This window comes from Agrobacterium sp. CCNWLW155, assembly GCF_036888815.1.
Lineage (GTDB): Bacteria > Pseudomonadota > Alphaproteobacteria > Rhizobiales > Rhizobiaceae > Agrobacterium > Agrobacterium radiobacter.
In genome coordinates this window covers 36,358-58,289 of the sequence record NZ_JBAKFW010000002.1, presented here as the reverse complement: position 1 = coordinate 58,289, position 21,932 = coordinate 36,358, and the positions used below count along the sequence as shown (strand labels likewise).

The following is a 21,932-nucleotide window of genomic DNA, read 5'->3' as shown; positions in this document are numbered from 1 at the left end:
TGGGTGGATTTCGACCCATAAGCACCTATTCATGGGTGGAAATCCACCCACTACACCTCGGTCATGTGCCGGTGCAGCCCGTATTTCTGCATTTTTTCATAGAGCGTTTTGCGCGAAATGCCGAGCGCCTCATAGACGGATTTCAGATTTCCGCCGTGGGCGGCAATTGCATGTGCGATCAGGCTCTTTTCATAAGCCGCGACCCTTGCAGCAAGAGCCGCTTTTCCGTCAGCCTGAAACGGCAACGACCCTTCGGAAACGTCGCTTTCCAGGCCGAGAACGAAACGGTCCGCGGCATTGCGCAATTCACGCACGTTGCCCGGCCACTCACGAAGGGAGATGGCCGAGAGCAGATTTTGCGGCACCTCCATGTCTTCCCGCCCGTAGCGCGCAGCAGCTTCCCGCACGAGATGCAGGAAGAGGAGCGGTATGTCGGCACTGCGCTGCGAGAGAGATGGCACGAGAAGTGTCGCCACGTTGAGCCGATAAAGAAGATCGGCACGGAACCGGCCAGCCGCGACTTCCTGTTCCAGATCCACCTTGCTTGTGGCGATGAAGCGAACATCGAGTTCGACCGTTTCATTCGAGCCCAGACGGGTAATCACCCGTTCCTGCAGGACACGCAGAAACCGGCCCTGCAATTCGAAGGGCATGGAGCCGATCTCGTCCAGCAGGATCGTGCCGCCGCGGGCATGTTCGAACTTGCCGTAGCGCGGGCGCAGCGCGCCCGGAAACGCACCCGCCTCATGACCGAACAATTCGCTTTCGATCAACGTCTGCGGGAGGGCGGCGCAATTGATCGCAACGAAGGGCCGGTTGCTTCTGGCACTGATATCGTGAAGCGCGCGCGCCACGACCTCCTTGCCCGCGCCGGTATCGCCAACGATCAGCGTATCGGCGTCCGTCGCGCCAATCGCGCGGATGCGGTATCGCAGATCGACCATGATCTGGGTTCTGCCGGGCAGACGTGTTTCGAGATCGTCGTGCTTGCCCGCCACCGCCTTGAGGCGGCGGTTTTCCAGCACCAGCGCCCGCCGGTCATTCGCCCTTTTGATGATGCCGGCGAGATATTGCGGCGTGAACGGCTTTTCGATGAAATCATAGGCGCCGTTGCGCATGGCGTTGACCGCAAGCTGCACATCACCATGGCCCGTCATCAGGATGACAGGTATTTCCGGATCGAGCTCGCGCACCTTCTGCAGCAACGTCATGCCATCCATGCCAGGCATCCTGATATCGCTGACCACGACGCCATCAAAGCTGTAACCGATGAGTTCGAGCGCATGCTCGGCACTCGCGAGCATGGTGACGGCAAAGCCGGAAAGCTCCAGCGCCTGCGCGGTGGAAAAGCGCAGCTCCTCCTCGTCATCAATCAACAGAACCCGCGACATGGTCATTCCGCAGCCGCCTCCACGCGCCAGGCGGCGGCTGGCAATTCGATCTCGAACTCCGCCCCGCCCTCTTCATGGTTTCTCACCCGCAGCTGACCGCCAAAATCCTTGATGATGTTGTAGGAGATGGACAGGCCCAGACCGAGGCCGCGTCCCACACCCTTGGTGGTGAAGAAGGGATCAAAAATGCGCTCCGAAATCGCCGCCGGCACGCCGGGACCACGATCGCGGATAAAAATCGATACCATCTGGCCATGCTGGACGGCTTGCAGCGCAATATGGCGATCCTCGCGCCCTTCCACAGCATCGGCCGCGTTGGAGATGATGTTGACGAGCACCTGCTGCAATCTCACCGGGCCGGCTTTCACCGCAAGCTGCACCGGCCCGAGATCAACATCCAGCACCGCATCGGCGGCCTTCAACCGCGCACCGACAATTTCGAGCGTATCCCGAAGCACCGCCTCCAGACCCACCGCTGCCATTTTTTCGTTGGGCTTGCGGGCGAAATTCCTGAGATGCTTGCTGATCGACGCCATGCGGTCGATAAGGCCTGAAATACGCCTGAGGTTTTCCGTCACCTCTTCCAGCCGCCCGCGCTCCACGAGAAGCGAAGCATTTTCGGCATAGTTCTTGGCCGCGGCAAGCGGCTGATTGAACTCATGCGACAGCGCCGCCGACATCTGCCCGAGGGCTGCAAGCTTACCGGCCTGCACCAGATCGTTCTGCATCTTGCGCAGCTGTTTTTCCGTCTGGCGGCGTTCGGCGATTTCGTGTTCGATCTCCTGGTTCACCCGCGCCAGATCGGCAGTGCGCTCCTCCACCCGGCGTTCCAGTTCCGCCTGCGCCTCTGCCTGATGGATCAGCCGTTCGCGCAGACGCCGCCGTCTTTGCAGCATGGCCGCAATCACGGCGGCGGCCAGACACAGGCACAGGATTATCGCGATCATCGCGGTCTTGACCTGCGTCCTGAGCGAACCTGTATCCATCAGCACGCTGACCGTCCAACCGGCATCGGGCATGGGCTGTGACAGGAGCATATATTCCCTCTCGCCGTCGTCCTGGACGATCGTCATCAGCTGATGCGAACCGAAATTGCCGTTTTTCAACGGCAGTTCCTTGAGGGTGGCATTGGCATACCGGCGGGAAGCCTCCGTTCGTGCCAGCCGTTCGGGCGTCAGCGGCATCAGACCGGAATAAAGCCATTGCGGCGTTCCAGTCATGAAGATGATGCCCTCAGGGTCCGAGACCAGAATTCGGTTCTCACCATCGCCGAATGAGGCCTCGATGCCTTCAATATCGACCTTGAAGACGATGACGCCCTTGATTTCCTCATTGAAGAGGATGGGCGCGGAAAAATAATAGCCGCGCTTATGGGAGGTGGTGCCAAGCGCGAAGAACCGCGACTGCAAGCCCTTCGCGGCATCCTGAAAATAAGGGCGGTAGCTGAAATTCTCACCAACGAAACTCGTCGGACCATCATAGTTGCTGGCGGCGATGGTCTCCCCGTCGAGCGTGATGATGTAGATATCGGAGGATTCCAGCAGGGTGTTAATAGATTTGAGGTAGACATTGGCGCGCTGGCGCAGTTCGGCATCCTTGGGATGTGCGACCAGTTCCTCAATGTCGTCGTGATCGGCGATCAAGGCGGGCAGCGGTTCGTAACGGTTCAAAAGCCCGCCGAGAGCGGAGACAGCCAACCGGAGGGTCGTGCGGCCCTGCTCGGACATTTCGCCGAAATAGCTTTCCGCAATGATGCCGCCGCCTCTCGTCACGGCGCCATAACCGAGACCGAAGCTGAGAAGCATCAACAAAATCCAGCGATATTTCACCGAAGCTCCCCTCCTGTTGCAGGCATCAAACCTGCTCTCCCTAAAAGAGTGTAGGTGGAGCGGCCGAATTTTCCAAGTGAGCGGAAAAGGCAGCCAGACAGTCCAAAAAACAAAAAACCGGCCACGAGGACCGGTTTTTTGCAAAGATGATTTCAGAAAAGCTTATGCGCTTTCCTTCGGCGTCAGAACCTGACGACCGCGATACATACCGGTCTTCAGATCGATATGGTGCGGACGGCGCAGTTCGCCGGAGTTCTTGTCTTCAACGTAGGTCGCAGACTTGAGACCGTCAGCCGAGCGGCGCATGCCACGCTTGGACGGGCTTGTTTTTCTTTTTGGTACAGCCATTTTTGTTACTCCACTTAAGCGGCGAAACAACGGAACCGGCCAGAACCAAAGGCCGAATGTCGGATGTCTCGATATCGGAAATTTGGCGCGCTTATACATGCCCAAACGGGCTTTGACCAGCCCTGACGCGCATTTTTTCCGATTCAGCGGAATAAGCGCAACAAGCGATCGTCAGGCATCGCAAATCATGGCTCACGTCTTATCGAAAATGACGCGCTCCTTGAAGTGGTTCATGTCCCGGAATTCACAGAAAGCCGGTTCGCCGATCAGTGCGCCTCATCCCAATTGTCGGCCGCGCGAGCATCCACTTTCAGTGGCACCTTCATCGAAATCGCCGGCATGGCCGCGTTTTCCATGACAGAGACGACGACGGGCAAGGTCTTTTCGATCTCCGCTTCCTCGACTTCGAAGATGAGTTCGTCATGCACCTGCAACAGCATGCGGGCGGAAAGTTTTTCCGCCTCCAACGCGGGCTCGATGCGGACCATGGCACGGCGGATGATATCGGCAGCCGAGCCCTGGATCGGCGCGTTGATGGCCGCGCGCTCGTTGAATGCTTTTACCGAAGGATTGGAAGAGCGAATTTCCGGATAATGCGCGCGGCGGCCGAAAATCGTTTCGACATAACCGTTTTCGCGGGCGAAGGCCTTGGTCGCCTCCATGTAGTCGCGAATACCGGGAAAACGCTCGAAATATTTCTTGATATAGTCGCCTGCTTCGGAGCGGGCGATGCTGAGCTGATTGGCAAGGCCAAAAGCGGAAATGCCGTAGATGATGCCGAAGTTGATGGCCTTGGCGCGGCGGCGCACTTCCGACGGCATGCCTTCGACAGGCACGCCGAACATTTCCGATGCCGTCATCGCATGAATGTCGATGCCGTTTTCGAAAGCGTTGCGAAGCTGCGGAATGTCGGCGACATGCGCCAGCACGCGCAGTTCGATCTGGCTGTAGTCGGCCGACAGGAGCTTGTGACCCGGCGTGGAGATGAAAGCCGTGCGGATCTTGCGCCCTTCCGCCGTGCGGACCGGAATGTTCTGAAGGTTCGGTTCCGAGGAGGACAGGCGTCCCGTGGTGGTGGAGGCGAGCGCATAGGACGTATGCACCCGCTTTGTCTCGGGATGGATATATCCCGGAAGTGCATCCGTATAGGTCGATTTCAGCTTCGTCAGCTGCCGCCAGTCGACGATCTTGCGCGGCAGTTCGATACCTTCCGCCGCGAGATCTTCCAGAACCTGTGCCGATGTCGACCATTGACCGGTCTTGGTCTTGGAACCACCCGGCAGACCCATCTTGCCAAAAAGGATATCGCCGAGCTGCTTTGGCGATCCGATATTGAAACGCTCGCCTGCCAGCTCGTAGATTTCCTCTTCGAAGGACGCAGCCTTCTGCGCGAGTTCGCCGGAAAGGCGCGAGAGAATCTGCCGGTCGATGGTGATGCCGCGCTCTTCCATATGCGCCAGAACCGGCACGAGGGGGCGCTCCAGCCGCTCATAGACCTTGGTCAGCCGTTCCGACACAAGCCTCGGCTTCAGCGCCATCCATAGCCTTAAGGTGACATCCGCGTCTTCCGCCGCGTAGGCTGTCGCCTTGTCGATATCGACAAAATCGAAGGTGACGCTCGACTTGCCCGATCCCGCCACGTCCTTATAGGCGATCGGCGTGTGGCCAAGCCAGCGTTCGGACAGCGAATCCATGCCGTGCGTGGCCTTGCCGGCCTCGAGAACATAGGAAATCAGCATCGTGTCGTCGAAGCTCTGCATGACGACGCCGTGGCGTTTCATCAGCAGATAATCATATTTGAGGTTCTGGGCGACTTTCAGGACAGCTTCATCTTCGAGCAGGTCCTTCAGGCGCGCCAGCGCCTCGGCAAAGGGCACCTGCCCCTCCGCCATTCTGATGCCATCGCTGAAGAGATCGCCGCCGGAGCCGGTCTTGTGCGTCAAAGGAACATAAGCGGCCCGGATATCGGTGCCCGTGGCATCCTTGCCATTATCGGCAATGGCCAGCGAAAAACCGACAAGTTCGGCCTGCATCGGATCGAGCGAGGTCGTTTCCGTATCGAAGGCGACAACGCCCGTCTCCCGGGCCGCCGCAATCCAGCGGTCGAGCGTCGGAAGATCCCTGATCGTTAGATAGGCTGTCGTATCGATCTTGGCGGCGGAAAAAAGCGCCTGTCGCGCTGCGGCCAGATCGGCGGGCGCGCTGCCCTCCCCCGTTACTTTTCTTGCCGGAGCGGCGGGCGAAGCCGCGGCGCCAGCGGTGTTAGTGGCCACTTCACCAGCCTGAACGGCAGGGGCTGGCGCATCAAGATCGGGACCATGGGCATCGGCACCCCATTGCACTGGCACATTGGCAGGGTCGATGGCAGAAGCGTCGGTTTCGGTCGCCTCGGCCACCCGGCGTGTCAGCGTCGTGAACTCCATCGCCTTCAGGAAGGCGATCAGTTTCGGCCCGTTCTGCGGTTCGAGCACCAGAGCTTCAAGCGACTGCTCCAGCGGCACATCAGTCCTGAGCGCCACAAGCTGTCTGGAAAGGCGGGCAAGTTCCGCATTGGCGATGATATTCTCCCGCCGCTTCTGCTGCTTGATTTCGCCAGCACGGGTCAGGAGGGTATCGAGATCGCCATATTCCTCCAGCAACTGCGCCGCCGTCTTCGGGCCGATGCCGGGAATGCCGGGCACATTGTCGGTGGAATCGCCGGTCATCGCCTGCAGGTCGATCATCTTTTCAGGGCCTACGCCCCACTTCTCGATGACATCAGGAATGCCGATCTGCTTGTCCTTCATGGCGTCGTACATGTGTACATTGGCCGTGACGAGCTGCATCAGATCCTTGTCGGAGGAGATGATGGTGACATCGGCGCCGATCGCTTCGGCCTGCCGGGCATAGGTGGCGATGATATCATCAGCCTCGAAGCCTTCCGTCTCGATGCAGGGAAGGTTGAAGGCCCGCGTCGCTTCGCGGATCAGGCCGAATTGCGGCACCAGATCTTCCGGCGGTGCGGTGCGGTTGGCCTTGTAGAGATCATAAAGCTCGTTGCGGAAGGTCTTCGATGAATAGTCGAAAATCACCGCGAAATGAGTAGGCGTCACGCCGACATCGGTATTGCGCGCATCCCTCAAGAGCTTCCACAACATGTTGCAGAAGCCGGAAACGGCGTTGACCGGCAGCCCGTCCGACTTGCGGTTCAGCGGCGGGATTGCATGGAAGGCCCGGAAAATGAAACCGGAACCGTCAACGAGGAAGAGATGATCGCCTTTTTTCATGGGTAGCATGGATAGCGCGGGGCCGTTTTGACGTCTACCGAAACTTCGCACAACGCACCGTAAAGCGCGGGGAATGGGGCTCCAGCACAGACCTGCAAAATTCACCTGAACGTTACCGATTTGTAATCCGCCCTTCCCTTGAAAAGCCGCATTTGCAGACACATTTCATAAGGGACGGCGCCTGATCACGCCGTAGTCTGATAGCTGGCTCGTCCCCCGCCGCGTCAGACCGGACAAAGGCCTTTCCCCCTCTCCGGGCCTTTGTCCTCCAATATGACCGCCATGGCCGACCCCTCCCGGCCATGGCGGTTTTATTTTATGCGCCGTTGCGGGCTGGCCTAAACATATCATGCGATATATATCGCGCTATTGAATTGCCGGGCTGAGCCGGCCGTGATGTTTTATGGGCGGAAAAATGGGTTTTTCCCGGGACGAATCGGCGATCTATCTCGCCTCGAAAATGGCGCGGGAATTCACCATGGCGCTGCAGAAAAGAGCCGCCGCCCTGGGTTTCTCGCCCGGACAATTCCCCATCCTCATCGAACTCTGGCATGAGGACGGCCTGACGCAGCGACAATTGCTTGATAGAATCGATGTCGAACAGGCGACGCTCGCCAATACGCTCTCACGCATGGAACGCGACGGGCTGATCATCCGCAAATCCCATCCAAGCGACCGCCGTGCCCAGATCATCGAGCTGACACAGCGCGGCAGGGATCTGGAAGCCAATGCCATTGCAGCTTCCGAAGCCACCGAAGATGCACTGCTCAAGGATTTCCGGCGTTTCGAGAGACAGCTTTTGCTGGAATATATGCGCCGGACGATCGAAAGCGCCAAAAAAGCGAAATAGCATTTACAGCCCGAAACCACTTCGCACTTTCCCTGAACTGCTCTATCGTTCCGGCGGCCGCACGTTTGCCGATTCACGACGCGCCGGCCCCCTTGTTTCCCGCGATGCGCGATGCCCGGATGTTTCGTCTTATCGCCGGGTCACGACAGACATGACAGGATCAGCGATGACAGACGTTTCCCCCATTCTTTCCACCGCCGACGACAATCTCACCTCCAGCCTTGAGCGACTGTTCGAGCTCGTACGCATTCCGTCGATTTCGACGGACCCCGCCTACAAGGCGGAATGCCGCAAGGCGGCGGAGTGGCTGGTCAGGACGCTTTCAGCGCTCGGCTTTACGGCCTCCGTGCGCGATACGGCCGGTCACCCCATGGTGGTGGCGCATCATGATGCGGCCACCAAGGACGCGCCGCATGTGCTTTTTTACGGCCATTATGACGTGCAGCCGGTTGATCCGCTCGAGCTCTGGGAAAACGATCCGTTCGAACCCGCCGTCAAGGATATCGGCGCCGGCCGCCAGGTGATCACGGGACGTGGTACGGCAGACGACAAGGGCCAGCTGATGACCTTCGTCGAAGCCTGCCGCGCCTATAAGGCAGTGAATGGCGGCCTGCCGGTGCGCGTCACCATTCTTTTTGAAGGCGAAGAGGAATCCGGCTCGCCGTCGCTGAAGCCTTTCCTCGAAGCCAATGCGGAAGAACTGAAGGCCGATTATGCGCTGGTCTGCGATACCGGCATGTGGGACCGGGATACGCCAGCCATTGCTGCGGCCCTTCGCGGCCTGGTCGGCGAAGAAGTCGTCATCACAGCAGCCGACCGCGATCTGCATTCCGGTCTGTTCGGTGGTGCTGCCGCAAACCCCATTCACATCCTCACCGATATTCTCGCCGGCCTGCATGACGAGACCGGCCGGGTAACTCTTTCAGGCTTTTATGACGGCGTGGAAGAAACGCCAGCCAACATCAAGGCCTCCTGGGAGACGCTGGGCCGCACGGCCGAAGCCTTTCTCGGCGAAGTAGGCCTTTCGGTTCCCTCGGGCGAAAAGGGTCGCTCCGTGCTTGAGCAGACCTGGGCGCGGCCGACGGCGGAAGTCAACGGCATTATCGGCGGCTATACCGGCGATGGTTTCAAGACCGTGATCGCCGCGAAAGCCTCCGCCAAGGTGTCTTTCCGTCTCGTCGGTGAGCAGGACCCTGCGGCCATTCGCGAAAGCTTCCGGGGCTATGTGCGCTCGAAAATACCCGCCGACTGCTCCGTGGAGTTCCACGAACATGGCGGTTCACCCGCCATCCAGCTGTCCTACGACTCGCCCGTACTGACCAAAGCCAAAAATGCGCTTTCGGAAGAGTGGCCAAAGCCCGCCGTCGTCATCGGCATGGGAGGCTCGATCCCGATCGTCGGCGATTTCCAGAAGATGCTGGGAATGGATTCGCTGCTTGTGGGCTTCGGACTTACCGATGACCGCATTCATTCGCCGAATGAAAAATACGACCTGCAGTCGTTCCACAAGGGCATCCGCTCCTGGGTCCGCATTCTCGACGCACTCGCGGCAAAATAATCCGGAAAAAGAGGAGGCGCCGAATATTCGGCACCTCCTCGGTACATAAACAAAAAGGCCGGGCAAGCCCGACCTTTCCATCCGTTTTTCGTCAATGCCAGTACATCCGTGGTCAAAGCGTTCAAACGGTCTGATGCTCCAGAGCGCGCCAAAGATATCGACGCTGCTTTCCGGCTCAGGATCGGCTGCTTTGGTTAATCTTTGGTTAACGCAACAGCAGCGGCACTTTTAAAAGCGCCATTCCCGGCAGTTCCGATCCGGAGCACTGTTGAACCCTATATTGGTATGTCGTCCGGCTTTTTCAAGAGTGGCCGGCCCAGTCCCTTCCTGCAAAAGAAAAAGGCCGGAAAAATCCGGCCTTTCCATTCATGCGAATGACCCTTTCGGGCCAAAGCGCTTATCAGGCAGCAACGAGGTTGCCTGCGGACATCTTGCCCGAGCGACGATCCTGCATCAGCTCGTAGGAGAGCTTCTGGCCGTCGTTGAGGGCGGTCAGACCAGCGCGCTCAACAGCGGAGATGTGAACGAATACGTCCTGCGAACCGTCGTCAGGCTGAATGAAGCCGTAGCCCTTGGTTGCGTTGAACCACTTTACTGTACCAGTCGCCATAACGATTTCCTTCCGTTGGCAATTGTATTTGCACTGCGAGCAGTGCGGACTTAGGTCGAATTTGAAGGAAAGATCGTCGTGTGCACCCAAAAAGGCGCCGAAGCTCTGGTCGTCAAACAAATATCGATGGCCGAACACCTAGGTTGGCAGGGGCGAAAAGTCAAGTTTCTTTGAAAAACGCGGCGATCTTTGTGAGCCGCCGGCCACCCAAATCCGTTGGAAACAGGGCCCTAAACAGCAAAAACCCGGCGCGGGAGGAGGTGCGCCGGGTTCTTGAAACTGACTGACAATTGGGAGGAGGAGTATTGTCAGTCCAATCGGGCGACGCTGGGAGGAGGAGTGCGTCGCTTCGATGGTTTGAAGATACAGGATATCAGCTTAAAAAACAGACGTTTCATCGCAGCGCAGCATTGCGCATAATGCATAGCTACTTCAGGGTGACTTGAAGCTTCTCCGCGTAACGCCTAATAAATACGCATGTCTATCGAATCCGTCAGAGCCTTCTTCACCGAAAAGTCGCCCGAAGTGACCGTGATTGAAACGGAAGCGAGTTCAGCGACGGTGGCGCTGGCCGCCGAAGCACACGGCGTCGACCCCGACCAGATTGCGAAAACGATCTGCCTGAAGGCGGGCGACACCATTCTTCTCGTCGTCGTCGCCGGCACGAAACGCCTCGACAACCGGAAATTCCGCGATCATTTCGGAGCAAAGCCGCGCATGCTTGGACCGGATGAGGTGGTTGCGGTGACCAGCCATCCCATCGGCGGGGTGTGCCCTTTCGGCCTGCCCTCTGCCCTCCCGGTGTTTTGCGACATATCGCTGAAAAACTATCATGAGGTGGTTCCCGCGGCCGGCGCCACCAATGCGGCAGTGAAGATTTCACCCGATGTGATGGCCGAACTGACGGACGCGGAGTGGGTCGACGTCTGCCAATGACGCTGATTTGATGCGGCCGGGACTTAACCCCGCCTTAAATTGCCGCATTTAAACTCTTCATCCTGGATTAAGGATCGCGCAGGCATAGAAGCCTGAAACCCGAATGGGATGCGCGCGGTTTCGCGAATAGGAGCGACTTCGGCTGGATGGCAGGCAAGGGTAAATCACGCGAACGGGTAGAACCTTCCTTCGGGGATTTCCATGAGTCCGGTGACGACCTGCGCCTTGACGCCAGCGAGCGCATCAGCGGAACCACAAAGCAGCAGGCCAGGAAACCGAAGCCGGCATCCGGCCGCACCAAATCCAGCAAAAAAGAAAAGCGCACCCGCAGTTCCGGCCGTGGCGCGACGGGCTTCCTCCGCTCCCTCGTTTATTGGTGTATCGTACTCGGCATCTGGGGCGGCATCGGCGTTGCCGGTCTTGTCCTTTATTATGGCGCGCGCATGCCGAGCGCCAGCAGCTGGTCCATTCCCGAACGCCCGCCGAATGTGAAGATCGTTTCGGTGAATGGCAGCGTGCTTGCCAATCGCGGCACCACCGGCGGCGAGGCGCTCGCGCTGGAGGACATGTCACCCTATATTCCGCAGGCCGTGATGGCGATCGAGGACCGGCGGTTCTATTCGCATTTCGGCGTCGATCCGCTGGGTCTTGGACGCGCTATCGTAACGAATGTCCTGACGGGGCGAACGGTGCAGGGCGGCTCGACGCTGACACAGCAGCTGGCAAAAAACCTGTTCCTCTCGCCGGATCGCACGCTGGAGCGCAAGGTTCAGGAAGTGCTGCTGTCTTTCTGGCTGGAGCATGAATTCACCAAGGACCAGATTCTCGCGATGTATCTCAATCGCGTCTATTTCGGCTCCAATGCCTATGGCGTCGAGGCGGCCTCGCGGCGCTACTTCAACAAATCCGCGCGCGACGTCAATCTGGGCGAAGCGGCAATGCTGGCCGGGCTTCTTAAAGCGCCCTCGCGCCTTTCGCCGGCGCGCGATCCGCAGGCGGCGGAAGAGCGGGCGCAGGTCGTGCTGCAATCCATGCGCGATGTCGGCTTCATCACGGACGACGAAATCAAGACCGCCATGTCGCAGCCGCCAACCAAGGCGAAACGTTTCTGGTCCGGCGCCGAACATTACGCCGCCGACATGGTGCTGGAGGAGGTGCGCAACCTGGTTGGCGAGGTGAAGCAGGATATCGTCGTCGACACGACGATCGATCCCAATCTCGAGCGCGATGCCGAAAAGGCGCTGACCCACGTGCTGCAGGGCGACGGCAAGAAACAGGGCGCCTCGCAAGCGGCCCTTGTTTCCATTGATGGCACGGGTGCAATCCGGGCCGTGGTAGGCGGGGCTGATTATGCCGAAAGCCAGTTCAACCGCGCCGCCAAGGCAAAACGGCAACCCGGCTCCGCATTCAAGCCCTTCGTTTACGTCGCCGCGCTCGAATCCGGGCTTACCCCCTATACCATCCGTAATGACGCGCCTGTTCGTATCGGCAACTGGACCCCGGAAAATTACGAGAAGAAATATCGAGGCGAAGTGACACTCGCCACCGCGCTCGCCAATTCGCTGAACACCATTGCCGCGCAGCTGGTGATGGAAGTGGGTCCTGATCGTGTGACCCAGGTGGCACATCGCATGGGCATCGAATCCGAGCTGCAGAACAATGCCTCCATCGCGCTCGGCACCTCGGAAGTGTCGCTGATGGAGCTGACGGCCTCCTACGCCCCCTTCATGAATGGCGGCTACAAGGCGACGCCGCATATCGTCAAACGCATCACCGACGCCGACGGCAAAGTGCTTTACGAAAACAAATATGACAATCCGCCTCGCGTTCTGAGCGAAGAGATCGCCGCGACCATGAACAGCATGCTGTCGCGCGTTATCACCGAAGGCACCGGCAAGGCGGCAAGGCTGCAGGGCTGGCAGGCGGCTGGAAAATCCGGCACGACGCAATCCTTCCGCGATGCACTTTTTGTCGGCTACACAAGCAACCTGACCACCGGCGTATGGTTCGGCAATGACGACGGCACATCAATGAAAAAGGTCACCGGCGGCGGGCTTCCGGCAAAGGCGTGGAAAGATTTCATGACCGCCGCCCATTCGGGGCTTTCACCCTCGCCGCTCTTCGGGCTTGGCGCAGGCGGCGTGCCGCCGCTTGGGGAAATGCAGCAGCCGGCACCGGAAAACCCGCCCTCCTCCATCGGCGATATCATTTCCAATGCGCTCGGGGGCGGGACGCCGGATACGCGCGCCTATCCCCAAGCCCCCATTGCGCCGAACCCGAATCAGCCGGATGTGCCGATGCCGCCGGCAAATATCCCTTCCCGCGATATCGAGCCCGGCTATTCAGCCGGCAACGGGCCTGTACCACCCGCCGATATCGGCGGTCAGGCGCCATCCGGACCAAAGCAGACGACCCTGCTCGATATTCTGATGGGAAACTGACGGCATAGCGTGGCCGGCAGGCGCTGATCTCACGGGCGGTGACGATGACGTCATTGTCGCGCTAAATTCCCGATTTAGCAGGATTTGGCTCCATGGAGACTGGTCGTCTCGGCAGCTACGAGCGGAGAGGATGCTCGCCCTGCAACATCCGCGTGCAGTCGCATTAACCGTAGATTGCCATTTGCTCCAGAGCGGTTACATTTCGGATGACTTTTTACGGTAAATGAATTATTAATCGTTCATATAAATTAATTTTCTTCTATCAAAATAACTTTTCAGGGCTTTATATTATGCTGGGTACTAAAGGCTCATCGCATGCCGTTTTTTACGGTGCCTCCTATTCCGCAGCCACAACTTTCGAATCGCCGGAAACGCAACCTTCCTCTTCGGAAAAAACCGTCTCCGCATTTTTGCGCGGCCAGTTCGCGCTCAAAAGAACGATGGATATTGCAGGGGCGTCCATCGCCCTTGTCGCGCTCGCGCCGGTGTTGCTCACCGTCGCGGCTCTGGTCAAACTCGATAGCAAAGGGCCGGTCCTGTTTTCGCAGGTCCGCTGGGGTATGAACGGGCGGAAAATCCGTGTCTATAAATTCCGCTCCATGAGAACCGACCTTTGCGATGCCACCGGTGTGGCGCAAACGGTGAAGAACGATCCCAGAATAACCCGGATCGGCGCGATTCTTCGCCGCACGAATATCGACGAACTGCCGCAGCTTCTGAATGTGCTGAAAGGCGATATGTCGCTGGTCGGGCCCCGCTGCCATGCCATCGGCATGCTGGCGGCTGGCCGTCTTTATGAGGAACTGGTGCCGCACTACCATATGCGGCACCGGGTGCGGCCGGGCATTACCGGCCTCGCACAGATGCGGGGATTACGCGGCCCGACGGATCGCAGCGACAAGGCGCGCGCCCGAATCGTCTCCGATCTTTATTACGTCGACAATTTTTCGATCTGGCTTGATATCAGGATCATGGTCGGAACGGTGATTTCCGAATTGCGCGGCGGCAAGGGTTTCTGATTTTTCAGACGCCATTCCCGCAGCTGCAGTCCATCCGTTATAAAAACAAAAGCCCGGCAGCGATGCCGGGCTTTTATCATGAAATCATCATGACGATCAGTTTGTCGGCGCGGGAGCCGCTGCCGGATCCGGAAGCGGTGCCGGGTTTGCCGAAAGCGTGCGCAGATAAGCGATGAGATCGGCGCGTTCCGTTTCCTTCTTCACACCCGCAAAGCCCATGGCCGTGCCGGGAACGTGTTTTTTGGGGGATTCGAGGAAGTAGCTGAGATGATCGTAATCCCAATGCACGGAACCACCCTTGGAGAAATCCTTCATCCCTGCGGAATAGCTGAAACCTTCATGGCTGGCGATCGGCCGGTTGACGATATCGAAGAGATTGGGGCCGACCTTGTTTGCACCACCACTCTCTCCGGTATGACAGCTCGTACACTTCTTGAAGACTGTTTCGCCCTTGGCGGCATCGGCGCTGGCAAGCAATTGCGCGATCGGCGTCGCCGCGGCAGCGGCTTCACCGCCACCCGCTTCGCCGCCGCTCTCTGCCGCAGCAATGGCGAAACCTTCCTTTTCGGGCGCAGGCGCATGGAAAATGCCCTCAGACGCAATCGACACCGACATCAGGACGAAAACCGTGCCAAGCAACGCCCCAACGCCCATATTTACATAAGAATTCATCTATATGCGCTCCCTCGCATCCGCTTGATATAACGGGCATCTTGAAATTGCTCGAAAGCTATGGCTTTTGCACAGCCTGCGCAACTTGAATAATGCTCCCCACACCGTGACGTTTTGACACTTTTCGGGCGGGATTTGAAGGGTGTCGGATGAAGAATCGGGAATTCGAGAAAGCTGTCGTCCTCATACCGGCGCGGATGGCATCCACACGCCTGCCAGGCAAGCCGCTCGCCGACATAGGCGGCAAGCCGATGATCGTGCAGGTTGCGCTGCGGGCACGCGAGGCCGGTGCGGAACGAATCGTTGTTGCCGTTGATGACGAACAGGTGTTTTCGGCCGTGCAAAATGCCGGTTTCGACGTGATGATGACCCGCGACGACCACCAGTCCGGCTCGGACCGCATTTTCGAAGCGCTGCAAAAGGCCGACCCCTATGGAAAGGCGGAATATGTCATCAATGTTCAGGGCGACCTGCCGACCATTGAGGCGGAAACGATCCGCGCTTCGCTGCGCCCACTGGAAAATACAGAGGTCGATATTGCGACACTGACGGTCGAAATCACCGACGAGGAAGAAAAAACCAATCCGAACGTGGTGAAAGTGGTGGGCAGCCCGCTTTCCGAGACGCGATTGCGCGCGCTTTATTTTACCCGCACCACCGCACCCTATGGCGATGGCCCGCTTTATCATCACATCGGGCTTTATACCTATCGCCGCTCTGCGCTCGAGACATTCGTGAGCCTGCCGCCCTCGCCGCTTGAAAAACGCGAACGGCTGGAACAGCTGCGCGCACTGGAAGCGGGGATGCGCATCGACGCTGAAATCGTCCGTTCCGTGCCGCTCGGCGTCGACACGCCGCACGATCTGGAAAAAGCCCGCAAAATTCTCGCAAGCAGAACCCTCTAACGGACAGTCCCATGACCTTGAGCACAAATCGTATTGCCTTCCAGGGCGAATTCGGCGCGAATTCCGACATGGCCTGCCGCGACATGTTCCCGGATATGGAGCCTTTGCCCTGCCCGACCTTCGAGGATGCCTTCAACGCCATTGAAAATGGCGAAGCTGATCTCGGTATGATCCCGATTGAAAATACACTGGCCGGCCGCGTTGCGGATATTCATCACCTGCTGCCGGAATCGCGTCTGCACATCATCGGTGAATATTTCATGCCGATCCGCTTCCAGCTGATGGTGATGCCAGGCGTGAAGAAGGACGAGATCCGCACCGTCCACAGCCACATTCACGCGCTTGGCCAATGCCGCAAGATCATTCGTTCCAACGGCTGGAAGCCCGTCATCGCCGGCGATACGGCAGGCTCCGCAAGGCTCGTGTCCGAACAGGGCGACCGCAGCATGGCGGCCCTTGCGCCACGTCTTGCCGCCAGCCTCTACGGTCTCGATATTCTCGCTGAAAATGTCGAGGATTCGGAAAACAACGTCACGCGCTTCGTGGTGCTTTCCCGCGATGAAAACTGGGCCAAGCGCCAGTCGAGCGATGAAATCGTCGTCACCACCTTCGTTTTCAACGTTCGCAATATTCCGGCAGCACTTTACAAGGCCATGGGCGGCTTTGCGACGAACGGCATCAACATGACGAAGCTCGAAAGCTACCAGCTCGGCGGCAAATTCGTGGCGACGCAGTTTTATGCCGATATTGAAGGCCACCCCGATGACGAGCCGGTGCGGCATGCGCTGGACGAGTTGCGTTTCTTCTCGGAAAAAGTCCGCATTCTCGGCGTCTACAACGGTCACGCGATGCGCGGCAAGCTCAACCAGAGCTGAGCCTGCCGCAGCCCATTATTTTAGCCATTCCACCCAGTCGCGCATCAGCCGATGCGCGATGGCTCCCATTGGCGGCGCGGAAAAACCTTCACCCGTCGGGGCCTCCAGCATCTTTGCTACCTCTTCCCGCGTGAACCAGCGGCAATCCTCAAGCTCGATCTCGTCACGCGCGATCTCAAAAGAGAGCGCCTCGGCATAACAGCCTATCATCAGCGTATGCGGCATCGGCCAGGGCTGGGAGGCGTGATACCGCACACGACCGATTTCAACGCCGGATTCCTCATGCGTTTCGCGGCGGACGGCCTGTTCGATGGTTTCGCCCGGCTCCACGAAGCCGGCAAGGCAGGAATACATGCCCGGCGCAAAATGCGCACCGCGGCCAAGCAGGCAGAGATCACGCTCGATATCGATGGTCATCATGATGACAACGGGATCGGTGCGCGGAAAAATAGTGTGGCTGCAGGCGCCGCAGATGCGCTTGTAGCCGCCGATTCGCAGCTCCATGGTTCCGCCGCACTTACCGCAAAAGCGATTGTCACCATTCCAGTGCGTCAGGCTGACTGCCTGCGCAACCTCGCTCAGCAGTTCCTCGTCGAGAAGATGATCGCGATAAAGCGTGCGGGCATCGGCCAGCTTGTAATGGCTCGCCAGCTGATCCTCGGCCACGGCGACCGGCACCGCAATTCTCGGCTCGCTGGTTTCGCGGTATCCGAGCAGCACGGCATTGTCGAAATCCGGCTGCAATTCGGCCAGCTCATAGGCGGAAAACAGAGGATCGATGACCTGCTCATCATGTTTCAGGACCAGCCGGTTGCCCGAGAAGGCAAAAATATGGGTGCCATCGACTTTCAGTGCATCGGCAACACACTCCTCCGTCCGCTTTTCGGCGAAACGGTCGAGGGCATTTTTGGAAAAGGCCGTCAGCAGGCTTGCTTCAGGATGGGGGGCAGTGGTTTCAAAAATTTTCATGGAAATCATCAGAGCGCGCCGGAGATTTTTTTCATCAAAGTTTCCTTTTCGCCCGCAGCATAGGGCACCGCCGTTCCGTAACCCCAGATGGGGCCGGGCCAGCAGGTGTCGCCTTCATTGCGGGCGATAATATGGACATGCAATTGCCGGACGATATTGCCCAAAGCACCGACATTTATCTTGGTGGCCCCCGTGATCTCCTTCAAGGCGGACGCGACGAGATTGGTCTCGAATGTCAGCACGGCCTGATCAAGCGGGGTGAGATCGAACAATTCGCTGACGCCGTCTCGCTGCGGCACCAGCACAAGCCAAGGCCAGCGACTGTCGTTTTGCAAACGCAGTTCACATAGCCCCAAACGCGTCACAAGCACACTGTCGCGCGCCAGCCTGTCGTCCAGCCGGAATGTCTCCAAGGTGTCCTCCATGTTTGTTTTCATCGTGATAGCAGTTTTTTGAAGGCTTGGCTTGCATTTGCTGTCGATATTGCCGATATGTGGCCCCGGGAGGTTGGTGGTGGACGAGCCACTCGCCAACCGGGTCAGGTCCGGAAGGAAGCAGCCCTAACGAGCCCGGCACGGGTCGCCGTGCCAGCCTCCCACCTTTTTAGAAGACGTGCTCAGCTTTCGCCGGGCCAGTTCAGCGCCCCAAGACAAACTGGCAAAACAAACTGGCGAGGCAATGAGCGATACCGTACCCACCACAACAAGCGAATCCCAGGTCGGGACCGGCTACCGGGTACTGGCACGCAAATATCGCCCGAAAGATTTTTCCGATCTGATGGTCGGCCAGGAGCCGATGGTCCGCACGCTGACCAACGCGTTTGAGACCGGCCGCATTGCCCAGGCCTATATGCTGACCGGCGTTCGCGGCGTGGGCAAAACGACCACGGCACGCATTCTCGCCCGCGCGCTGAATTACAAGACCGACACCATCGACAAGCCGACCATCGACCTTCGGATCCCCGGCGAACATTGCCAGGCGATCATGGAAGGCCGGCATGTCGACGTGATCGAGATGGACGCCGCCTCCCATACCGGCATCGACGATATTCGCGAGATCATCGAACAGGTGCGCTATCGCCCGGTCTCGGCGCGCTACAAGGTCTATATCATCGACGAAGTGCACATGCTGTCGACGCAGGCGTTTAACGGTCTTCTGAAGACGCTGGAAGAGCCGCCGGAACATGTGAAATTCATCTTCGCGACCACCGAAATCCGCAAGGTTCCAATTACCGTTCTGTCGCGCTGCCAACGCTTCGACCTGCGCCGCATCAGCGCCGCTGATCTCGTCGGCCTGTTCACCGCCATTGCGGGCAAGGAAGGTTTCGAGGCCGATCCGCAGGCGCTGTCGATGATCGCCCGCGCGGCAGAGGGTTCCGCCCGTGACGGCCTTTCCCTGCTCGACCAGGCGATCGCCCATGGCGGCGGCCGGGTGGAGGCCGAAGCGGTGCGCGGCATGCTCGGCCTTGCCGACCGTGCGCGCATCGTCGATCTCTTCCAGCACGTCGTCAAAGGCGACGTCGCGGCCGCCCTTTCGGAATTCAACGGGCAATATGAGGCGGGCGCGAACCCTGTCGTCGTATTGAACGACCTTGCCGATTTCACCCATCTCGTCACCCGCATGAAATATGTGCCTGATGCGGCGGAAGACCCCTCGCTTTCGGAAATAGAACGCGTGCGTGGTGCGGAATTTGCCGAGACGATTGCGGTAACCGCACTGTCGCGCATTTGGCAGATGCTGCTGAAGGGCATTCCAGAAACGGAAAACGCCTCGCGGCCTGCCGGTGCTGCCGAAATGGTTCTGATCCGGCTTTCGCACGCCGCCAATCTGCCCGCACCTGAAGATGCCGCGCGGCGCCTGCTCGAGCTTTCGAGCGGCGACGGCGGCGGTTACGCCAATGGCGGACCTTCGGGCGGCGGCAATGGCGGCGGTGCGCGCGCCTATTCGTCAGGACAGACCGTGGCCGCGGGAAGACCTGTCGATCTTCCCGCCCAGCGCCAGACGACGCCGCAGACCTCCGCCATGCTGCGCGCCGTTCCAGACAGCCGCCCGCAGGAGATGCAGGTCGTAGCACCCAAAACCGAGGAGCGGCCGGAGCCGAAGGTTCCCGTCAATTCGGTGCAGGATATTGCCGATCTCTGCCAGAAGAACCGCGATCCCGTCATGCGGGCGAAGGTGCGAAACTTTGTGCGGCTGGTGCGGCTGGAGCCCGGCCGGCTTGATATGCGCCTCGGCGAAGGCGCGCCCGGCTCTCTGCCCGGCGAGCTTGGCGTCAAGCTCAAGGAATGGACCGGTATCCACTGGATCATAAGCCTCAGCAAGGAACAGGGGGAACCTACCCTCGTCGAAGCTGAAGGCAATGCCCGGGATGCCCGCCTTGTCGATGCGCGTCAGGATCCTGACGTTGCCGCCATTCTGGCGCAGTTTCCCGGCGCAAAAATCACCGACGTGCGCATCCGTGCCGCCGCACAGGATGAGGCGGAGGATATCGCGCCGCCATCGGTTGCCGAATCGAGCGAAGGTGACATCCTTCCCGGCGACGACATCGAGTTTTAAACAAAAAGAACAGGAGATTGGCACATGCGTGACATCATGGGCATGATGGGCAAGGTCAAGGAAATGCAGTCCAAGATGGAGAAGGTGCAGGAAGAAATCGCCGCCCTCGAAGTCGAAGGCAGGGCCGGCGGCGGTCTGGTGACCGTCATTCTCAACGGCAAGGGCGAAATGCGCGGCCTGAAAATCGATCCTTCGCTGTTCAAGGAAGACGAGGTGGAAATCCTCGAGGACCTGATCGTGGCTGCCCATAAGGACGCCAAGGAAAAAGGCGAAGCGCAGGCACAGGAAAAGATGGCCGGCCTGACCGCGGGTCTGCCGCTGCCGCCCGGCATGAAATTCCCGTTCTGATATAATCAACCCGAAGAGGATGGCGACACGCATGGCGTGGTCGCCGTCCCTGTCTCGAGGCGAGATTCAGGCTTCCAGCATCGCACGGAACCGGCTTGCAAGCGGTGTTTCGAGATAGGTCCTGCGTTCGGCTGCGTCGAGCTGCATGGGGCGGAAGCGCTGCAGAATAGTCGGTATCGGCAGCTTCGTTCCCTGATAGGCTGCAAAGGCGATATCCTCCCCGGCAGCGAGCATTCCGCCCTTCAACACCCGGCAATAAAAACCCGGATGGCCCGCCTGCCGGAAGCGCGGTGCGAAATCGGGATCGCCGATCCGGGCCGACAGCGTGGCGCAGGGAATGCGGGCAGCGGTCACCTCCAGCAAGACTTCGCTTGCCGAGAACCTGTCACCCACATGGAGTTTCGCGCTGTCGACACCATCAAGCACGAGGTTCTCGCCGAAAAATCCGGGTTCGACCACGAAACCCAGAGCGCGGGACCAGAAATCGAGATCAACGGAGCCCATCACGTAAATTGCCTGATCCGGTCCGCCGTGATGTTTGCGATTGCAGACGGCATCGCTGACAATACCTTCGGCATCCACCATGACCGGCCCCTTCACGGGATGCTTGAAGATGCCCGTCTTCGTCGTCTTTCCCGGCAGGCTTTTTGCCTCGCCCCGGCATACCGCCTGTATTTTCATGGCCTGCCCTTCGTGCTTCATGATTCCCGTTTCCCGATTTATGCAGTAGAAAGCGCTCATGGCAAAACGAGTCACCGGTCCCGAAATTGAAAAACTCATCCAGCTTCTGGCAAAAGTGCCGGGGCTTGGGCCCCGCTCGGCGCGGCGGGCAGCGTTGCATCTCATCAAGAAGAAGGAGCAACTTCTCGGACCGCTGGGCCATGCCATGGGCGAGGCCTATGACAAGGTGAAGATCTGCTCCTGCTGCGGCAATGTCGATACCATCGATCCCTGCACCGTCTGCGCTGACGACCGGCGTGACCAGTCGGTCATCATCGTGGTGGAAGACGTATCGGATCTCTGGGCGCTGGAGCGGACGGGCGCGATGAACACCGCCTACCACGTTCTCGGCGGCACGCTTTCGCCACTCGATGGCGTCGGGCCGGAGGACCTGAATATCAAGGGCCTGATCGACCGTGTCAGCGCGGGCGGCATTCGCGAGCTTATCATCGCCGTCAATGCGACGGTGGAGGGACAGGCAACCGCCCATTACATCACCGACCGCCTCTCCGGTCTCGACATCAAGATCACCCGGCTTGCGCATGGCGTGCCGGTGGGCGGTGAGCTCGATTATCTCGACGAGGGCACATTGACGGCGGCGCTTCGGGCGCGCACGACGATCTGAAGTCCCCCTCCCTC

At 59.1% G+C, this 21,932-nt stretch carries 19 protein-coding genes and 1 other RNA gene; 11 read left to right on the top strand and 9 right to left on the bottom strand.

Translation table 11 applies throughout. The features are described from left to right. Positions 1-50 precede the first annotated feature (50 nt). The 4 genes from V6S97_RS08790 to polA all read right to left on the bottom strand — a co-directional run bounded on the left by V6S97_RS08790 (position 51) and on the right by polA (position 6,834). Entirely contained in the window at positions 51-1,397 is a 1,347-nt protein-coding gene (locus tag V6S97_RS08790) for a sigma-54-dependent transcriptional regulator (RefSeq protein ID WP_080865692.1), read from the bottom strand. Continuing rightward, complete coding sequence (locus V6S97_RS08785; protein WP_060722720.1) at positions 1,394-3,196, bottom strand: sensor histidine kinase; 1,803 nt, start codon at positions 3,194-3,196, stop codon at positions 1,394-1,396. Before V6S97_RS08785 ends, V6S97_RS08790 begins: the two co-directional genes overlap by 4 nt. A 186-nt stretch (positions 3,197-3,382) precedes the next feature. Then, positions 3,383-3,568, bottom strand: coding sequence for a 50S ribosomal protein L32 (gene rpmF, locus V6S97_RS08780; protein WP_003507205.1), 186 nt, complete (start codon positions 3,566-3,568; stop codon positions 3,383-3,385). A gap of 266 nt (positions 3,569-3,834) precedes the next feature. After that, positions 3,835-6,834, bottom strand: coding sequence for a DNA polymerase I (gene polA / locus V6S97_RS08775; protein WP_060727128.1), 3,000 nt, complete (start codon positions 6,832-6,834; stop codon positions 3,835-3,837). Between the two features lie 415 nt (positions 6,835-7,249). On the opposite strand from polA, the gene V6S97_RS08770 reads away from it, so the two are divergent. Beyond that, the gene (locus V6S97_RS08770; RefSeq protein ID WP_162694802.1) at positions 7,250-7,684 is read left to right on the top strand and encodes a MarR family winged helix-turn-helix transcriptional regulator; all 435 of its coding nucleotides are present in this window, start codon (positions 7,250-7,252) and stop codon (positions 7,682-7,684) included. A 166-nt stretch (positions 7,685-7,850) separates the two neighbouring features. Beyond that, positions 7,851-9,242 carry a dipeptidase gene (locus V6S97_RS08765; RefSeq protein WP_080865688.1) on the top strand — a complete coding sequence of 464 codons (1,392 nt, stop codon included), beginning with the start codon at positions 7,851-7,853 and terminating at the stop codon, positions 9,240-9,242. Between the two features lie 400 nt (positions 9,243-9,642). On the opposite strand, the gene V6S97_RS08760 is transcribed toward V6S97_RS08765, so the two are convergent. After that, complete coding sequence (locus V6S97_RS08760; RefSeq protein ID WP_003492998.1) at positions 9,643-9,852, bottom strand: cold-shock protein; 210 nt, start codon at positions 9,850-9,852, stop codon at positions 9,643-9,645. A gap of 477 nt (positions 9,853-10,329) precedes the next feature. Between V6S97_RS08760 and V6S97_RS08755 the strand changes: the two genes are divergently transcribed. From V6S97_RS08755 to V6S97_RS08745, 3 genes are all read left to right on the top strand, one after another. After that, positions 10,330-10,788, top strand: a complete 459-nt coding sequence (locus tag V6S97_RS08755) for a YbaK/EbsC family protein (protein ID WP_111794268.1) — start codon at positions 10,330-10,332, stop codon at positions 10,786-10,788. A 146-nt stretch (positions 10,789-10,934) separates the two neighbouring features. Continuing rightward, the gene (locus V6S97_RS08750) at positions 10,935-13,229 is read left to right on the top strand and encodes a transglycosylase domain-containing protein (RefSeq protein WP_065694863.1); all 2,295 of its coding nucleotides are present in this window, start codon (positions 10,935-10,937) and stop codon (positions 13,227-13,229) included. Between the two features lie 290 nt (positions 13,230-13,519). Then, positions 13,520-14,248: a sugar transferase gene (locus tag V6S97_RS08745; RefSeq protein ID WP_080865686.1), complete on the top strand. Its 729-nt coding sequence runs from the start codon at positions 13,520-13,522 to the stop codon at positions 14,246-14,248. 96 nt (positions 14,249-14,344) lie between these two features. On the opposite strand, the gene V6S97_RS08740 is transcribed toward V6S97_RS08745, so the two are convergent. After that, a complete protein-coding gene (locus V6S97_RS08740; RefSeq protein WP_003507191.1) occupies positions 14,345-14,920 on the bottom strand; it encodes a c-type cytochrome in 576 nt (191 codons plus the stop codon). A gap of 149 nt (positions 14,921-15,069) precedes the next feature. Here V6S97_RS08740 and V6S97_RS08735 point away from each other — a divergent pair, with 149 nt between their 5' ends. Further along, the gene (locus V6S97_RS08735; protein ID WP_003507189.1) at positions 15,070-15,825 is read left to right on the top strand and encodes a 3-deoxy-manno-octulosonate cytidylyltransferase; all 756 of its coding nucleotides are present in this window, start codon (positions 15,070-15,072) and stop codon (positions 15,823-15,825) included. An 11-nt stretch (positions 15,826-15,836) separates the two neighbouring features. Beyond that, complete coding sequence (locus V6S97_RS08730; protein ID WP_003507188.1) at positions 15,837-16,700, top strand: prephenate dehydratase; 864 nt, start codon at positions 15,837-15,839, stop codon at positions 16,698-16,700. 15 nt (positions 16,701-16,715) lie between these two features. Here V6S97_RS08730 and nudC read toward each other — a convergent pair whose 3' ends face one another. Both nudC and V6S97_RS08720 read right to left on the bottom strand, forming a co-directional pair. Next, entirely contained in the window at positions 16,716-17,678 is a 963-nt protein-coding gene (nudC, locus tag V6S97_RS08725; protein WP_334426599.1) for an NAD(+) diphosphatase, read from the bottom strand. Next, positions 17,678-18,106: an HIT domain-containing protein gene (locus V6S97_RS08720; RefSeq protein ID WP_035213077.1), complete on the bottom strand. Its 429-nt coding sequence runs from the start codon at positions 18,104-18,106 to the stop codon at positions 17,678-17,680. Before V6S97_RS08720 ends, nudC begins: the two co-directional genes overlap by 1 nt. A 65-nt stretch (positions 18,107-18,171) precedes the next feature. Here V6S97_RS08720 and ffs point away from each other — a divergent pair. The 3 genes from ffs (at position 18,172) to V6S97_RS08705 (ending at position 20,573) form a co-directional block, all read left to right on the top strand. Continuing rightward, positions 18,172-18,268, top strand: an RNA gene (ffs, locus tag V6S97_RS08715) — signal recognition particle sRNA small type. Between the two features lie 79 nt (positions 18,269-18,347). Then, the gene (locus V6S97_RS08710; RefSeq protein ID WP_003507182.1) at positions 18,348-20,225 is read left to right on the top strand and encodes a DNA polymerase III subunit gamma/tau; all 1,878 of its coding nucleotides are present in this window, start codon (positions 18,348-18,350) and stop codon (positions 20,223-20,225) included. 24 nt (positions 20,226-20,249) lie between these two features. After that, complete coding sequence (locus tag V6S97_RS08705) at positions 20,250-20,573, top strand: YbaB/EbfC family nucleoid-associated protein (RefSeq protein ID WP_003507179.1); 324 nt, start codon at positions 20,250-20,252, stop codon at positions 20,571-20,573. A 66-nt stretch (positions 20,574-20,639) separates the two neighbouring features. On the opposite strand, the gene V6S97_RS08700 is transcribed toward V6S97_RS08705, so the two are convergent. Beyond that, positions 20,640-21,275 carry an MOSC domain-containing protein gene (locus V6S97_RS08700; RefSeq protein WP_003507178.1) on the bottom strand — a complete coding sequence of 212 codons (636 nt, stop codon included), beginning with the start codon at positions 21,273-21,275 and terminating at the stop codon, positions 20,640-20,642. 37 nt (positions 21,276-21,312) lie between these two features. Between V6S97_RS08700 and recR the strand changes: the two genes are divergently transcribed. Beyond that, positions 21,313-21,918: a recombination mediator RecR gene (gene recR / locus V6S97_RS08695; RefSeq protein ID WP_003507177.1), complete on the top strand. Its 606-nt coding sequence runs from the start codon at positions 21,313-21,315 to the stop codon at positions 21,916-21,918. Positions 21,919-21,932: the final 14 nt, after the last annotated feature.

Coding starts and splice junctions, on each gene's coding strand:
- V6S97_RS08700 (WP_003507178.1), bottom strand. CDS start 21,275: ATGAAGCACGAAGGGCAGGCCATGAAAATACAGGCGGTATGCCGGGGC.
- V6S97_RS08745 (WP_080865686.1), top strand. CDS start 13,520: ATGCTGGGTACTAAAGGCTCATCGCATGCCGTTTTTTACGGTGCCTCC.
- V6S97_RS08765 (WP_080865688.1), top strand. CDS start 7,851: ATGACAGACGTTTCCCCCATTCTTTCCACCGCCGACGACAATCTCACC.
- V6S97_RS08770 (WP_162694802.1), top strand. CDS start 7,250: ATGGGTTTTTCCCGGGACGAATCGGCGATCTATCTCGCCTCGAAAATG.
- V6S97_RS08705 (WP_003507179.1), top strand. CDS start 20,250: ATGCGTGACATCATGGGCATGATGGGCAAGGTCAAGGAAATGCAGTCC.
- V6S97_RS08750 (WP_065694863.1), top strand. CDS start 10,935: ATGGCAGGCAAGGGTAAATCACGCGAACGGGTAGAACCTTCCTTCGGG.
- V6S97_RS08710 (WP_003507182.1), top strand. CDS start 18,348: ATGAGCGATACCGTACCCACCACAACAAGCGAATCCCAGGTCGGGACC.
- polA (WP_060727128.1), bottom strand. CDS start 6,834: ATGAAAAAAGGCGATCATCTCTTCCTCGTTGACGGTTCCGGTTTCATT.
- recR (WP_003507177.1), top strand. CDS start 21,313: ATGGCAAAACGAGTCACCGGTCCCGAAATTGAAAAACTCATCCAGCTT.
- nudC (WP_334426599.1), bottom strand. CDS start 17,678: ATGATTTCCATGAAAATTTTTGAAACCACTGCCCCCCATCCTGAAGCA.
- V6S97_RS08760 (WP_003492998.1), bottom strand. CDS start 9,852: ATGGCGACTGGTACAGTAAAGTGGTTCAACGCAACCAAGGGCTACGGC.
- V6S97_RS08740 (WP_003507191.1), bottom strand. CDS start 14,920: ATGAATTCTTATGTAAATATGGGCGTTGGGGCGTTGCTTGGCACGGTT.
- rpmF (WP_003507205.1), bottom strand. CDS start 3,568: ATGGCTGTACCAAAAAGAAAAACAAGCCCGTCCAAGCGTGGCATGCGC.
- V6S97_RS08735 (WP_003507189.1), top strand. CDS start 15,070: ATGAAGAATCGGGAATTCGAGAAAGCTGTCGTCCTCATACCGGCGCGG.
- V6S97_RS08730 (WP_003507188.1), top strand. CDS start 15,837: ATGACCTTGAGCACAAATCGTATTGCCTTCCAGGGCGAATTCGGCGCG.
- V6S97_RS08785 (WP_060722720.1), bottom strand. CDS start 3,196: ATGCTTCTCAGCTTCGGTCTCGGTTATGGCGCCGTGACGAGAGGCGGC.
- V6S97_RS08755 (WP_111794268.1), top strand. CDS start 10,330: ATGTCTATCGAATCCGTCAGAGCCTTCTTCACCGAAAAGTCGCCCGAA.
- V6S97_RS08790 (WP_080865692.1), bottom strand. CDS start 1,397: ATGACCATGTCGCGGGTTCTGTTGATTGATGACGAGGAGGAGCTGCGC.
- V6S97_RS08720 (WP_035213077.1), bottom strand. CDS start 18,106: ATGAAAACAAACATGGAGGACACCTTGGAGACATTCCGGCTGGACGAC.